Below are 13,892 nucleotides of genomic sequence, written 5' to 3'. Positions count from 1 at the left end.
AGCTCTCGGCGAAAACACAGGCGAAGTTGTCGGCCCGGTAGGCAAGAATGCACCTTGTGCCCCGTCTTGGCTCCGGAATCCCGATCGTCGCCCGCACTCAGGAGATGCGGCAGCTCCGCGCCGCCTTCGCCCGTGCAGAACGGGCCGAGGCCGGCGCGGTGCTGCTCTCCGGTGACGCCGGTGTCGGCAAGACCCGGCTGCTGACCGCGCTCGGCGAATTCGCCGCGTCCACGGGCGCCCTGGTGCTCACCGGGCGCTGTATCGACGTCCACGAGGGCGGTCTCCCTTATCTTCCGTTCGCCGAGGCGCTCGCGCCGCTGGCGACGACTTCCGATCCCGCGGTCACCGCCGCGGTCCGGGCCCGGCCGGCGCTGGGCAGGCTGCTCCCGCAGCTGCAGCAGGCGGAGGACTTCCCCGCCATCGAAGACGGTCAGCTCACCGCGAGCGAACGGGTGTCGACGCAACGGCTCCGGCCCGAACAGGACCTCGGCCAGCTCCAGCTGTTCGACGCGGTACTGGGGGTGCTGACCGCCATCGCGCAGCGCCGGCCGGTGGTGATCCTGCTGGAGGATCTGCACTGGGCCGACGGCTCCACCCGCAACCTGCTGTCCTTCCTGCTGACGAGGCTGCGCACCCAGCGGTTGCTGCTGGTGGCGAGCTACCGCGAGGAGGACGTGCACCGGCGGCATCCGTTGCGTGCTCTGCTGTCCGAGGTGGTCCGGCTGGGCGCGGTCGAACGTGTCGAGGTCAAGCCGTTCGGCGCCGAGGACGCGCGTGCCTTCGTCGAGGCGCTGGCCGACGAGCCGATCAGCCAGGACATGATCGCCGACATCGTCGCCCGGTCCGAGGGCAATCCCTTCTTCGTCGAGGAGCTGCTCGCGTCCGCGAAGGACTGCCGTGAGCTCCCCGCCGGGCTGGCCGAAGTGCTCCTCGCCAGGGTGGAGCAGCTTTCGCCGGTCACCCGCCGGGTGCTGCGAGTGGTCTCGGTCGCCAAGGACGCGGTGGCGCACGCGGCGCTCACCGAGATCTCCGGCCTGGACGAGCTCGAACTCGACGAGGCACTGCGCGAGGCGGTGCAGCATCACGTGCTGGTGATCGAGAACGGTTTCTACACCTTCCGGCACGCGCTGCTGCAGGAAGCGGTCTACGGCGATCTGTTGCCGGGGGAGCGGGTGCGCATGCACGCGGCCTACGCGGCGCGTATCCGCGGCCGGGCACAGAGCCGGGGCCAGGACGCGCGGCTCGCGCACCACAGCCTGGAGAGCAAGGACTTCGTCACCGCGCTGGCCGCGTTGCTGCGCGCGATGGACGAAGCGGAGAAGCTGGGCGCGCCCGGTTCCGCGCTGCGGCACGTCGAGCAGGCACTGTCCATCTGGGACGCCGTACCCCCGGCGGACCGGCCGCCGGGCGTCGACGAACTCCGCCTCCTGCACGAGGCTTCGTATTTCGCGAGCACGTCGGGGGAACCGGAGCGGGCGGTCGCCTACTCGCGGTCCGCGACCGAGGCCCTCGGGCCGGACACCGGCGGCGAACGGGCCGCCAAGGTCTGGCGGCGGCACGCGGAGGCGCTGCTTTCGGTCGACGGCACACTGGACGAGGTCGTCGAGGCGATCGACAAGGCCTGGGAGCTGGTCGAACACACCGAGGCGAGTTCCGCGCGGGCCTGGGTGCTCGCCACCAGGGCGGGCATCCTGCGCCTGATCGACAGGTACGAAGAGGCGCTGAAGTGCGCGTTGGCCGCGGTCGCCGACGCGAGGGCCGTCGGCGCGGACGGGGCGGAGGCGGCCGCGCTGGTCTCGCTCGGCACGCTGGCCGACTCCGCGGGCGACGTCGAGGAGGCACGGGAGCGGCTGCGGCAGGCGGAGCGGAAGGCCAAGGAAGCGGGCGCGCTCAACGGTGAACTCCGGGCGCTGCACTTCCTCGGGCTGAGCTACGACGATCGGGCCGAGATCCAGCCTGCGCTGAAGTACTACGCCAAGGGGATCAAGCGAGCCGAGGAGACCGGGCTGACCTGGAGCTCGTTCGGGATCGAACTGCGGACCAAACACCTCACGCTGCGGTACGTCAGCGGGGACTGGCCGAACGACGACGACGCCGGCCGAGCGGGCCGCGGGGTTTCGAGTGCCGTCGCGGCACGGTTTTTGAGTATCTGGGCGCAGTTCGTCGTCGCCAGGGGACGGTTCGGAGACGCGGACAAGATCCTCGCCGGTTTGCGACAGCACTGGAGCACGGACGTTTCGATCGCGCTGGCCGCGGGTGACGCGGGCATCCAGCTCGCGACGTGGCGAAGGGACCACGCGGGCGCGGTGCGGCAGGCGCACGAGTTGATCGACTGGATCGAAGAGGTCGAGCCCGCCTTGCTCGGCGGGATCCGGATCAGCGTGCACGGCCTCGCGGCCGCCGTCGCGCAGGCCGCCGAGGCCCGGGTACGCGGGGACTCGGCGACAGTCGAGGCCGCGGTGAAATCGGGCGAGGAGATGCTCGCCCACGGCCGCCACTGCGCCGAACACGGCGTCCCGCGTTCGGTGTCGCTGGGCCCGGAGGCACTGGCGTGGCTCGCCCGGCTGGAAGCGCTCGGCAGCTGTCTGCACGGCGCCGGGGACCCGGCGTTGTGGGCGAAGGCGGTCGACGCGTTCGGATACGGCGCGGTGTACGAGCAGGCCATGTGCCGCCTTCAGCACGCGAAGGCGCTGCTGGCTTCCGACGGCGACGCCTCGCTGGCCGCGTCGGAGCTGGTGGCCGTGCACGCGGTGGCCGACAAGCTGAATGCCTGTCCGCTGCGCGAAGCCGTCCGGGAGCTGAGTCACCGGGCGCGCGTCGAGCTGCCCGGGGAGCCCGTGGCGCCGCGCCGCGACGTCGTCGACCCGCTCACCGACCGCGAACGGGACGTGCTGGAGCGCGTCGCGCTCGGCCGGACCAACCGGCAGGTCGGCGAGGAGCTGTACATCAGCGAGAAGACGGTGAGCGTCCACCTTTCCCGCGTGATGGCGAAGCTCGGCGCGAGCCGCCGGGCGGAGGCCGTCGCGATCGCCTACGACCGGGGCCTGCTGGCCGCCCCCACCTCGTCCTGAACGCGTTTAGTCCTCTGAATGCGGTCTTTGCGTGGTGCAAGTACCGCATTCAGAGGACTAAATGCGTGAATCAGCGGCGCGGAAGGCGGCGGAGGACCTTCAGGCTCACGCTCAGGGTCTTCGCCCACAGCTTCGGCGGGATGCCGCGGCCGGGGCGCAGCGGCATCCCGCGCTGCAGCGCGATCGCCTGGGCCTCGGTGTACTTAAGCAGCCCTTCGGCACCGTTACGCCGTCCGACGCCGGACTCCTTCATCCCGCCCATCGGCAGCCCCACGGTCCCGAAGGTCGCCGCGAAGCCTTCGTTGACGTTGACGGTCCCGGCCTTCAGCCGCGCCGCGACCTCCCAGCCCGCGCGGCCGTTGCGCGACCACACACTCGCGTTCAGCCCGAACCGCGTGTCGTTGGCGCGCTCGATCGCCTCGGTGACGTCGGTGTAGCCGTAGATCGACACGACCGGCCCGAAGGTCTCTTCGGCGAACAGCTTGACGTCCTCGGTGACGTCGGTGAGGACGGTGGGCTCGTAGAACAGCGGGCCGAGATCAGGGCGGGCCTTGCCACCGGTGAGCACCTTCGCGCCCTTGGAGCGAGCGTCTTCGACATGCGCCGACACGGTCGCCAGCTGGTCTTCCGAGGTCAGCGAACCCATCTGCGCCTGGTAGTCGAGGGCGCCTCCGAGACGCAGCGCGGCGGTCTTGGCGACGAAGGCGCGCGTGAACTCCTCGCGGATGGATTCGTGGACGTAGATCCGTTCGACGGAAACGCACAGCTGGCCCGCGGAGGAGAAGCACGCGGTCACCGCGCCCGCGGCGGTTTTGGCGATGTCCGCGTCGGGCAGCACGATCATCGGGTTCTTGCCGCCGAGTTCCAGCGAGTAGCTCGTCAGCCGCTCCGCCACCTTCGCGGCGAGCCCCTTGCCCGTCGGCGTGGATCCGGTGAAGCACAGATAGTCCGATTCCTCGACCAGCGCGTCGCCGATCCGGGAACCGCGGCCGAGCACGATTTGCCAGACCCCGGCTGGCAGCCCCGCCTCCTCGGCGAGCTCCTGCAGCCACAGGGCCGAAAGCGCGGTCTGGTTGTCCGGCTTCTGCACGACGGCGTTGCCCGCCGCGAGCGCGGGCAGGACGTCCATCGCGGTGAGCGCGAGCGGGTAGTTCCACGGCGAGATGATCCCGACGACGCCCTTCGGGTGCCGGATCTCGCCGACCTTCGTCAGTACCGGGATCAGCCCGGCGGGGCGGCGCGGCGACAGGAACTTCGCGCTGTGCTTGCCGTAGTAGGCGGCCACGAGGGCGGTGGCGCTGACTTCGTCGAAAGCGTCCATCCGCGCCTTGCCCGCCTCGATCTGCACGAGGTCGAGCGCCTCTTCCTGGCGCTTCAAGACCAGGTCGTGCAGGCGGACAAGGATGCGCTGGCGGTCCTCGACCGAGCGTTCGGCCCACGAGCGCTGCGCCTCGCGCGCCTGATCGAAGACGGCGCGGACGTCGGCGTCGGTGGCCTGGGGGAGCGTGGCGATCGGCTCTCCGGTGAACGGGGCGCGCATCTGGACCGGCGCGGAGTCCTTGCCGCCCACGACCCGCCCCACGAGCCGCTCCGCCCTCGCCGACGCCGGGGCGCCGGGGACGCCGCCGATGGTGGCCGGGCCTTCGGTGTGCTGGCTCGCGCTCGCCGGTGTCGTGCTCGTCATGCCGTCTCCGTTCCATGCGGCGTGGAGCCCGGAGGCGCCACGCAGAGCCCAGGTGTTACCGACGAGTACAGCATACTGCCGGTATGGAGACTGTCCAGCGCTGATATGAATAAGTTTCACATATTGTCTGGTGATGGCGGAGTGTCGGTGGGCGGGCGCAAGATGTCCTGCTGCTGCAACGCCGAGCCCGCCGGCGGGGTCGGGGGCGATGGCGGCTCATAGGCCGGACGCGGCGGTTGCTGCTGATACTGCTGCTGAGGGGCGCTCTGCGGGTAAGGGGAGTAGGTGACCGGGTAAGGGCTCTGAGGGGCCCTCACCGGTTCCCGGCGGTGGGCCACGATCGCCAGTGCGAGGGTGAGCAACGCCACGAGACCGCCCGCGAGCAGGATCCAGAATCCGCCTCCGGTTCCGTAGCGCGTGACGAACCGGCCGGTGTCCTGGCCGAAGCTCAGGCTCGCCGAGATGTCCATGCCGAGCATCCAGACCCCGAACGCGGTCCCGGCGCCGCCGGCGATCAGCAGGGTCCTCGACGTCGTCGCCGCGGGTGAACCCGAGTTCCGCCGGTACGAGGCGAACCCCACCGCGGCCCCGGCGAACAGCGTCAGCGCCGCGGCGGACAGCGGGATGCCGTACCGGGCGACATGGGTCTTGTCGTAGAACTCCTTCTCCTCCGCCGAGGGTTCGATGTCGAAGGAGCGCGCCCACCCGGTCTCGGCGAACTTCGACACCGTTTTGCCTTCGGAGATCTGTTCGTAGGTCGACTGCGGCAGAAAGGTGGCGACGAGGATGAGCAGCCCGGCGAAAACGCCCATCATCGCGGCGAACAACCGGGGCAGCCGGGCGTCGGACGGCGGTCGAGGTGCCGTCACCGGAGTTTGGACCGGCTGCATTGCGCCGAACGGACCAGTCGGTTGATACGGCTGCTGCTGCGGCGCGCTCATGGTCGGCTCCTCCGCCGGTTCTGTTGTCCAGCAAGGAATTCCACCATGAATCGGCCGACGAGATAAGGGTCACCTGTGCGCTGGTCAAGCGCACCGGCGCGTGCTACGCCGGAAGTTTCGGCCAGGCGATGGCCGCCAGCCTCCTGGCGACAACGCACGCGTCCGGTGCCTGCACGGCGAGGATGGCGTGCTCGACCTGGTTCCGGTTCGGGTCCGGTCCGCCGATGTGGCCGGTGAGCACCGTGCAGCCGCCGGACACCTCCTGGACGAAGGACCCGCGTCCGCCCACCGTCTCCCCGGCGACCCCCGCCGTGGCCTTCGGATGCGGGCCGAGACCGAATTCCAGCCGGACGATCCGCTCCGCGTTTTGTTCGCCCCAAAGGCATTGGTGCCGGGAGAGATCGCCCCGCCCCGCGACCGTGACGCCCAGCCGCGCGGAGACCTCGTCGTCGGACACCAGAGCGGAGCAGGCATCCAGCCGCGCCAATGAGCGGTCGCGGTATTCGAGGTGCGTCGCCCGCTTGCCCGCCGCCAGTGCGGTGACGACGCCTTCCATGGTCTTCGTCGCCACGGCGAGCAGTTCCGGTCCGGCGGCTTCGCGGCCTTGGGAGAACGTGCCGACGCGCAAGGAGGAGTCGTCGGTGAAGATCAGATGGAGAAGAGGCTGGCCCTGAAGGTCCGAGCGGACCATGCGCAGGCCGCGAGGGAGCGATGGCTCGGTGACCGGTGTGGCGGCCGCGAGGCGCTCCTTCGCCCGGTCGTCCGGGAAGCCGAAACTGATCAGTGCCTCGGATCCCGCGATCGTGGTCCGGAACGAGCACGCGCCCATGCTGAGCGTCGGTTCGGCCAGCGGCTGAGCCGTCTTCTCGATCTCGGCGAAATCCAGCAGGCCGCAGAAGTCGACGGTCGTCGGGTCCCCGAGTGCTTCGCGCAACGTCAAGGGTCCGGTGGGCGGTGGCGCCGAAGACACCGGAGCCGGTGGAGTGGCGCTCGCGCAGCCGGTGACCATGAGAACGGCCGTGGTCAGTGCGGCGAACGCCGTCGATCTCCCCATGACGGCAGCCTACGGGGACGCGTCCTCGTACAACATCACCGCGACGCGCTTCCATTCGTCGAGCAACTGCCGCCGCCGCTTCGGATCACCGCCGAGTTCGGCGTCCAGCGCCAACCCTCGGGTGAGGTTCACGGTCAGCCAGAACAAGATCTCGGCGCGTTCCTTCGGCAGGTCCCCGGCGATCGCGGTGACGTGCTCCAGGGTCGAGCGGCCCAGTGCCCGGTCGACCGGGCGGATCGCTTCGCGGAGTTCGGGATCGGTCCGCGCCGCGACCCACAGTTCCGTGGCGGCCGTGGACAGTGTGCCCGAGTAGCCCTCCCACAGCAGGTCGATCGCCGCCGCGACGCCGGAGGCACCACCGGGAAGGGCGGAGATCGACTCGGCGAGGCGTCCGCGCAGCTTCCCGGTCAGATGCTCGACGGCGGCCGCCATCAGCTCGGCCTTCGCGGAGAAGTGGTGCTGCACGGCGCCCTTCGAGACGCCGGCGCGGGCACAGATCTCCTGGACCGAGGTCCGCGCGTACCCGAGGTCGACCAGGCAGTCGATGGTCGCGTCGAGCAGGGCGGTGCGGGTCTGCTCGCGCCGCTCGGCCTGTGTCCGGTGGGTTCTGCCCAGTACGGCCACGGACTCCGCCCCCTCTTTACGTGCAGCTCGGTACGGATGTACATTCCGCTTGGAACTTACATCCTAAGCGTCATGTTTTCCAGGTCCTGATCAGGAGGCGTTGGCCGTGCCCTTGCAGATCCAGAAGAGTTCGTGGAGCACGACGGAGCTCGAAGACCTCCGGGACCTCGCCCGGACCTTCTGCCAGAAGGAACTCGTACCGAACCAGGAGCGCTGGGCGGCCGAGAAGAAGGTCGACCGAGAGCTGTGGACCAAGGCGGGCGATGTCGGCCTGCTGGCCCTGTCCATCCCGGAGGAGTACGGCGGTGGCGGCGGCACGTTCGCCCACGAGGCGGTGCTCTACGAAGAGCAGGCCCGCTCCGGCGACAGCGCGTGGGGTGTCACCGTCCACAATGGAATCGTCGCGCACTACATCCTCGAGTACGCGGGCGAAGAGCAGAAGAAGGCGTGGCTGCCGAAGTTCGCCTCCGGCGAGATGGTCGGCGCGGTCGCGATGACCGAACCGGGCACCGGTTCGGATCTGCAGAACATCAAGACCCGCGCGGTGCGCGACGGCGACCACTACGTGATCAACGGCGCGAAGACGTTCATCACCAACGGTTTCCACGCCGACCTCGTCGTCGTCGCGGTGAAGACCGATCCGGACGCGGGCGCGCAGGGTGTCTCGCTGATCGCCGTCGAGACCGACACGCCGGGCTTCAGCCGCGGCCGCGTCCTCGACAAGATCGGCCTCAAGGGGCAGGACACCGCCGAGCTGAACTTCGACGACGTCCGGGTGCCCGCCGCGAACCTCCTCGGCGAGCAGGAAGGCCTCGGTTTCATCCAGCTGATGCAGCAGCTTCCGCAGGAACGGCTGATCATCGCCGTCACCGCGGTCGCCGGGATGGAGGCGGCGATCGACCAGACCATCGCCTACACCAAGGACCGGCAGGCCTTCGGCCGTCCGATCTACAACTTCCAGAACACGAAGTTCACCCTCGCCGAGGCCGCGACCGAGGCCGCGGTGTCCCGCGCGTTCCTCGACCAGTGCATCGAACGGCACCTGCGCAAGGAACTCGACGTACAGGGCGCGGCGATGGCGAAGCTGTGGACCACCGAGCGGGTCAACAAGGTCGTCGACGACTGCCTGCAGCTCTTCGGCGGCTACGGCTACATGACCGAGTACCCCATCGCGCGCGCGTGGGCCGACATCCGGATTTCCCGGATCTTCGGTGGCACCAGCGAGATCATGAAGGAAATCATCTCCCGCACGCTCTGAGCACTCCGCTGGCGTAGGAAGGAAAGACGTGGCGAAGAAGGCCGGCCCGCTGAGCGGGCTCAAGGTCGTCGAACTGGCCGGGCTGGCCCCGGCGCCGTTCGCCTGCACGATCCTCGCCGATCTCGGCGCGGACGTCATCCGGGTCGACCGGGCGACCCCGGGCAACGACGTGATCGGCTTCCCGAACGATCCGCTCGCCCGGGGCAGGCGGTCGATCGGGATCAACACCAAGACCCCCGAGGGGGTCGAGCTGGTGCTGAAACTCGCCGACGAGGCCGACGTGCTCATCGAGGGCTTCCGCCCCGGGGTGGCCGAGCGGATGGGCATCGGGCCGGAGCAGGTCCACGCCCGCAACCCGCGGCTGGTCTACGGGCGGATGACCGGTTACGGCCAGGACGGGCCGCTGGCCACCGTCGCCGGGCACGACATCAACTACATCGGCATCTCCGGCGCGCTCGAACCCATCGGGCACGCGGGACAGCGGCCGGTGGTGCCGCTCAACCTCGTCGGCGACTTCGGCGGCGGTGGTCTCCTGCTGGCGATGGGCGTGCTGGCGGCGCTGTTCGAACGCCAGTCCTCCGGCAAGGGGCAGGTGGTCGACGCGTCCATGGTGGACGGGGCCGCCCTGCTGACCACCAGCCTGCACGGCCTGCTGAACTCCGGGCTCTGGCCGGGCGGACGCGGCGAGAACATGCTCGACGGCGGCGCGCCGTTCTACGACACCTACGAGACCGCCGACGGCAAGTACGTCGCCATCGGCGCGATCGAGATGCGGTTCTGGGGTGACCTGGTGAAGGTCCTCGGGCTCGATCCCGAGGAAACCCCGGTCCACGTCGACAAGAACGAGTGGCCGAAGCTGCGCAAGATCGTCGCCGAAGCCGTCGCGAAGCACACCCGCGACGAACTGGTCGCGAAGGCCGAAGGCACCGACGCGTGCCTGACGCCGGTGCTCGCGCCGGGCGAGGCGCCGTCGCATCCGCACAACGTGGCGCGCGGGACGTTCGTCGACATCGGCGGGGTGGTGCAGCCCGCGCCCGCGCCGAGGTTCGACCGGACCCCGGCGGAGACGCCGGAACCGCCGCGACCCAAGGGCGCGGACACCGCCGACGTCCTCGCCGAACTCGGGGTGGACGCCGAGGGTGTCGAGCGGCTCAAGGCCGCGGACACGATCGTCTAGCGAGGTTCCGGGGCGGGGTCCGGGTCGGACCGCAGCATCGAATAGAGGACGTGGTCGCGCCAGGCCCCGTCCCGGAACGCGTAGCCGCGAAGCACCCCTTCGCGGGTGAAGCCCGCCTTTGTCAGGGAGCGCTGCTCGGCGGCGTTGCCCGCTTCCGTCGACGCCTCGACGCGGTTCATCTGCGTGTGCGCGAAGAGGTAGCGGACCAGCAACCGCTGCGCCTCGGTCCCGTACCCGTGGCCGCGTGCCTCGGGGATCAGTACCAGGCCGGCGTTCCAGCAGTACGACGTCGAGCCGGACCTGGTCTTGTGCCAGGAGACGAAACCGAGCCGCTGGCCGTCGAGGTCGATCATCAGCATTCCGTTGTCCGCGGCGAGCATGCCGGTCTCGGTCCAGCGGCGGCGCAGGAAATGCGGGTCGTGCCAGCCGTGCCATTCGAACTCGCCCGCGGCCCGCGGATCGTTCGTGAGGGCTTCGAGCATCGGCAGGTCTTCTTCGGATACCGGTCTCAGCGCGACTCCGGTTTCTGTCATCTGACAGACATTAGGACCTCGGGCCGTCGAAACTGCCGTGACGCCCCGCGCCCTCGCTGAATCGGCTCGCGCCTTCGACGGCTTCTTCGGCGAGCCCGCCGCCGATCAGCGCGTTCGAGAATTCGGCCCGCAGCGCCTCTTCTTCGGTAAGCCCGTACTGGCCGTACGCGGACTTGCGGTCCGCCCGCAGGCACGCCTGCGGGAACGCCGCCAGCTCGCGGGCGAGGGCCTGCGCGGCGCTCAGCGCCTCTCCGTCGGGTACGACGCGGTTCGCCAGCCCGATCGCGAGTGCCTCGTCGGCGTCGACCGGACGGCCGGTGAGGATCAGGTCCATCGCCCGCGAGTGCCCGACGAGCCGGGGGAGGCGCACCGTGCCGCCGTCGATCAGCGGGACACCCCAGCGGCGGCAGAACACGCCGAAGACGGCCGTGCAGTCCGCGACCCGCAGATCGCACCACAGCGCCAGTTCGAGGCCGCCCGCGACGGCGTGCCCGCGCACCGCGGCGATCACCGGCTTCGACAGGGCCAGCCGCGTCGGCCCCATCGGGCCGTCACCCGCCGGGCTGAGCGAGTTGGTGCGGTCGGTGCCGACGGCCTTCAGATCCGCTCCGGCGCAGAAGGCGTCACCCGAACCGGTGAGGACGGCGACCGCGGCCTCCTCGTCGCCGTCGAAGGCGCGGAACGCGTCCGCCAGCGCGGCGGCGGTCGGGCCGTCCACCGCGTTGCGGGCCTCCGGCCGGTTCAAGGTGATCGTCGTCACCGGACCGTCCCGGTGGATGAGAACGTTTTCGCTCATCTATCGCTCCCTCGGGCGGGTCAGGGTGGGCAACCGGACCCCGTTCTCCTTAAAGTGGTGACAAAGTCCGCAGTGCGCGCGGAGTCATCGTCTGGACACTACGGTGTGATGGGATGGAGCCATGTCGCCCGGCTTGAAGAAATTCGTTGTGATCGCTGTCGTCGCGCTCGTGCTCTTCTTTCTGATCAGCAGGCCGACCCAATCCGCCGACGCCGTCCACACCGCGCTCGGCTGGCTCCGCTCCGGTGCTGAAGCCATCGTGACGTTCGTACGGAGCCTCTTCTCCTGACCTGTCGTGCCGATCACCGGTGTCCGTGGTGACGCCGGTGCTCACCGTGCGCAGCCACCTGCGGATATCACTCACTGTCACCGGCCTCGGATTTCGGTCGGGCGACTCGACCATCCGGGTGGATTGACCCCCGAAACCCGCAGGTCGACGAATTCGTGGCCGGGAAGCTCTGGCGGAAGAGACCTCCGCGCCCCTACGGTGCTCACATTGCGTGATCGGTTGGTCCTCCAGGCGCCGGAGCCGGCCTCCTGGGCGAAGAGTTTCCGCAGGTGCGAGCCTCAGGGCGAAGCGGGACATTCAGCCGGGCAAGTAAGTCAGGACTTGTCAGTCGGGGAATCATGAGGAGGCAGGGATGACCGGAGATCCCGGAGTCGACGCGTTGATCCGGCAGTGGGCCGCCGAGCGCGAGCAGACCCCCGAGGAGCGGGAGGTCGACCGCATCGCGTCCGCGTGGCTCGCCGACGCGCCCCGTCAGGCGCCCGGGATCCCCGGCCAGCGTCAGCAGTCCGGTCAGGCGCGCTGGGCGCCGGTCGAGGCCGCCGACCCCGGCTACCTCGACGCCATGCGCAGCCGTCTTCCCGATGTCCCGCAGGACCTGCTCGTCGCCGCCGCGGGCTGGTGGCAGATGGTCGGCGGTGTCGCCGAGGCCGAAGCCTGGTGGGACGCCGGCATCAGCCCGCTCGACCAGCGCGCGCTCGACTACCGCGCGGCCGGGCTCGCCCCGGCCGACCTGAGCCGTCGACTCGGCCCGATGACCGTTTTGCAGCACCTTCGCCGCGGCAGCGCCCCGGCCTGGTGCGTGGCACGGCTGGCGAGGCAGCAGAAGTCCGCCTGATGAGAACTTCTCGCACGCGCGGGTGAACCGGCGTGGCAGAGGCGATCCCGGCAACCGCGTAACGCTAACCTGCGCGGGCTCGTTGTTCGAGCATCGGTCGTGATCGCCGCCCAGGCTGGAGGACTCGCTTCGTGCGCACCACCCCGGAAAACGACGAGCTCGTCGACGACCCGGCCAAGCCCGTTCCGCCACGTCGCGGGGCGGGCACCGCCGTTCTCGTCCGGCTCGTGGTCGTACTGGCCGTACTCGGCCTCGCCGGGGGCGGCATCTGGCTGGTGACCAAGGCGTCCGCCCCGGTCGCGAGCCCGACGACGATGGAGATCCCCGCTCTCCAGGTCAAGGCGGCGGACGTGAAACCGGGAACGGTCGTCCCGGTCAACGCCACGCCCGCCGGTGGCGCCGCCCAGCAGACCTCGCCGCAGCAAGCGCAGCCGAAACCGGGTAAGGACCCGCTGGCCGCCTGGACCGAACGGGCGGCGCAGGCCACCGGAATCCCGGCCAGGGCGCTGCTCGCCTACGGCACCGCCGAGCTGGCGATGCGCCAGCTGCAGCCGAACTGCAAGATCTCGTGGGCCACGCTCGCCGGCATCGGCCGGATCGAGTCGAACCACGGTCAGTACGGCGGCGCGATCCTCGGCCAGGACGGCCGCCCGTCGAAACCGATCATCGGCGTCCCGCTCGACGGCTCACCCGGCGTCAAGGCGATCGGGGACACCGACGGCGGTCAGTTCGACGGGGACGCGGCCGTCGACCGCGCCGTCGGCCCCATGCAGTTCATCCCCGGAACCTGGCGCCGCTACGCCGCAGACGGCAACCGCGACGGCGTCGGCGACCCGCAGCAGATCGACGACGCGTCGCTCGCGGCGGCCCGCTACCTGTGCGTGAACAACCGCGACATGTCGGCCGCCTCGGGGTGGTGGCAGGGCATCCTGTCGTACAACAACTCGACGGAGTACGCGCAGAAGGTCTTCGGGCTGGCGGACGACTACGCGAAGGCCGTGCAGTCCCGCTCCTGACTGGCCTGACCCTCGTCCGGAGTCCCAGTACATGAAGGCCCCCTTCCTTGCGCCTAGCGCAAGGAAGGGGGCCTTCATGTACTTCACGCGAGCAAGACCGCGGGTGACGAGTAGGTACCTGAGAGAGGGTTCTGACCCGAGTCGTTACTCACGAGGCCGGAGCCGGGACCAAGGTCCCGAGTGCCCTGGTCGGCGGAGTTTCGGACCACCGGCAGTGCTAGCGTCGATGCGTGCCCGCTCCGTCCGCCACCCTGCGCCGTCTCGGCATCGCCGGCGTCTGCCTGGTGAGCCTGGCGCTGTGCTGCGGGCTCGCCTGGTGGCAGTGGGAGCGGTTCTCCTCGGCGAGCGGGACCTTCCAAAATCTCGGTTACGTCCTGCAATGGCCGCTGTTCGGGCTGTTCCCCGCATTCATGTTCTGGCGGATCCGCAAGCTTCGCCGCCAGGCCGCGGAGGCCGACACCCCGCAGCAGTCGGCCGAGACCGCCGTCGCCGAAGTGCCCGCACCCCGGCAGAGGCGCGCTCCGGCGCCCCGCCCGCCCGTTCCCGAAGACGACGAGCTCGCCGCTTACAACAGGTACTTGCGCGAACTCAACGCCCGCGACGAGTAGTTCCCA

The 13,892-nt window shown here is 70.0% G+C and carries 13 protein-coding genes; 7 read left to right on the top strand and 6 right to left on the bottom strand.

The genetic code is table 11. The annotated features are described in order from the left end of the window. The first annotated feature begins 47 nt into the window (after nt 1-47). Entirely contained in the window at nt 48-3,071 is a 3,024-nt protein-coding gene (locus AVL48_RS17435) for a helix-turn-helix transcriptional regulator (protein WP_061984206.1), read from the top strand. A 70-nt stretch (nt 3,072-3,141) separates the two neighbouring features. Here AVL48_RS17435 and AVL48_RS17430 read toward each other — a convergent pair whose 3' ends face one another. The 4 genes from AVL48_RS17430 to AVL48_RS17415 form a co-directional block, all read right to left on the bottom strand. Beyond that, complete coding sequence (locus AVL48_RS17430) at nt 3,142-4,755, bottom strand: succinic semialdehyde dehydrogenase (RefSeq protein WP_061984208.1); 1,614 nt, start codon at nt 4,753-4,755, stop codon at nt 3,142-3,144. Between the two features lie 116 nt (nt 4,756-4,871). Further along, nucleotides 4,872-5,696, bottom strand: coding sequence for a hypothetical protein (locus tag AVL48_RS17425; protein ID WP_061984210.1), 825 nt, complete (start codon nt 5,694-5,696; stop codon nt 4,872-4,874). A gap of 103 nt (nt 5,697-5,799) precedes the next feature. Beyond that, nucleotides 5,800-6,750, bottom strand: a complete 951-nt coding sequence (locus AVL48_RS17420) for a hypothetical protein (RefSeq protein WP_061984212.1) — start codon at nt 6,748-6,750, stop codon at nt 5,800-5,802. A gap of 9 nt (nt 6,751-6,759) precedes the next feature. After that, on the bottom strand, nt 6,760-7,374 hold the full coding sequence (locus tag AVL48_RS17415) for a TetR/AcrR family transcriptional regulator (RefSeq protein ID WP_061984214.1): 615 nt from the start codon (nt 7,372-7,374) through the stop codon (nt 6,760-6,762). A gap of 106 nt (nt 7,375-7,480) precedes the next feature. Between AVL48_RS17415 and AVL48_RS17410 the strand changes: the two genes are divergently transcribed. After that, nucleotides 7,481-8,632: an acyl-CoA dehydrogenase family protein gene (locus AVL48_RS17410; RefSeq protein WP_061984216.1), complete on the top strand. Its 1,152-nt coding sequence runs from the start codon at nt 7,481-7,483 to the stop codon at nt 8,630-8,632. A gap of 28 nt (nt 8,633-8,660) precedes the next feature. Continuing rightward, a complete protein-coding gene (locus tag AVL48_RS17405) occupies nt 8,661-9,809 on the top strand; it encodes a CaiB/BaiF CoA transferase family protein (RefSeq protein ID WP_061984218.1) in 1,149 nt (382 codons plus the stop codon). Here AVL48_RS17405 and AVL48_RS17400 read toward each other — a convergent pair. Continuing rightward, nucleotides 9,806-10,342 (bottom strand): GNAT family N-acetyltransferase, encoded by a 537-nt coding sequence (locus AVL48_RS17400; RefSeq protein ID WP_061984219.1) that lies wholly within the window; start codon nt 10,340-10,342, stop codon nt 9,806-9,808. The genes AVL48_RS17405 and AVL48_RS17400 overlap by 4 nt on opposite strands. A gap of 10 nt (nt 10,343-10,352) precedes the next feature. Further along, a complete protein-coding gene (locus AVL48_RS17395; RefSeq protein WP_061984221.1) occupies nt 10,353-11,138 on the bottom strand; it encodes a crotonase/enoyl-CoA hydratase family protein in 786 nt (261 codons plus the stop codon). 133 nt (nt 11,139-11,271) lie between these two features. Here AVL48_RS17395 and AVL48_RS39560 point away from each other — a divergent pair, with 133 nt between their 5' ends. From AVL48_RS39560 to AVL48_RS17380, 4 genes are all read left to right on the top strand, one after another. Continuing rightward, a complete protein-coding gene (locus tag AVL48_RS39560) occupies nt 11,272-11,427 on the top strand; it encodes a hypothetical protein (protein WP_162182762.1) in 156 nt (51 codons plus the stop codon). Between the two features lie 352 nt (nt 11,428-11,779). Beyond that, on the top strand, nt 11,780-12,262 hold the full coding sequence (locus AVL48_RS17390; RefSeq protein ID WP_061984223.1) for a hypothetical protein: 483 nt from the start codon (nt 11,780-11,782) through the stop codon (nt 12,260-12,262). A gap of 131 nt (nt 12,263-12,393) precedes the next feature. Beyond that, complete coding sequence (locus tag AVL48_RS17385) at nt 12,394-13,278, top strand: lytic transglycosylase domain-containing protein (protein ID WP_061984225.1); 885 nt, start codon at nt 12,394-12,396, stop codon at nt 13,276-13,278. Nucleotides 13,279-13,508: 230 nt separating this feature from the next. Next, nucleotides 13,509-13,886, top strand: a complete 378-nt coding sequence (locus AVL48_RS17380) for a hypothetical protein (RefSeq protein WP_061990260.1) — start codon at nt 13,509-13,511, stop codon at nt 13,884-13,886. Nucleotides 13,887-13,892: the final 6 nt, after the last annotated feature.

Origin of the sequence: Amycolatopsis regifaucium (assembly GCF_001613935.1) — a bacterium.
Taxonomy (GTDB): domain Bacteria; phylum Actinomycetota; class Actinomycetes; order Mycobacteriales; family Pseudonocardiaceae; genus Amycolatopsis; species Amycolatopsis regifaucium.
The sequence above is the reverse complement of the archived record's forward strand: the minus strand, read 5'-3'. Positions and strand labels throughout refer to the sequence as shown.

Excerpts from the sequence above, each read along its gene's own strand:
- AVL48_RS17425 (WP_061984210.1), bottom strand. The coding sequence starts at position 5,696 with ATGAGCGCGCCGCAGCAGCAGCCGTATCAACCGACTGGTCCGTTCGGC.
- AVL48_RS17390 (WP_061984223.1), top strand. The coding sequence starts at position 11,780 with ATGACCGGAGATCCCGGAGTCGACGCGTTGATCCGGCAGTGGGCCGCC.
- AVL48_RS17395 (WP_061984221.1), bottom strand. The coding sequence starts at position 11,138 with ATGAGCGAAAACGTTCTCATCCACCGGGACGGTCCGGTGACGACGATC.
- AVL48_RS17420 (WP_061984212.1), bottom strand. The coding sequence starts at position 6,750 with ATGGGGAGATCGACGGCGTTCGCCGCACTGACCACGGCCGTTCTCATG.
- AVL48_RS17435 (WP_061984206.1), top strand. The coding sequence starts at position 48 with ATGCACCTTGTGCCCCGTCTTGGCTCCGGAATCCCGATCGTCGCCCGC.
- AVL48_RS17400 (WP_061984219.1), bottom strand. The coding sequence starts at position 10,342 with ATGACAGAAACCGGAGTCGCGCTGAGACCGGTATCCGAAGAAGACCTG.
- AVL48_RS17430 (WP_061984208.1), bottom strand. The coding sequence starts at position 4,755 with ATGACGAGCACGACACCGGCGAGCGCGAGCCAGCACACCGAAGGCCCG.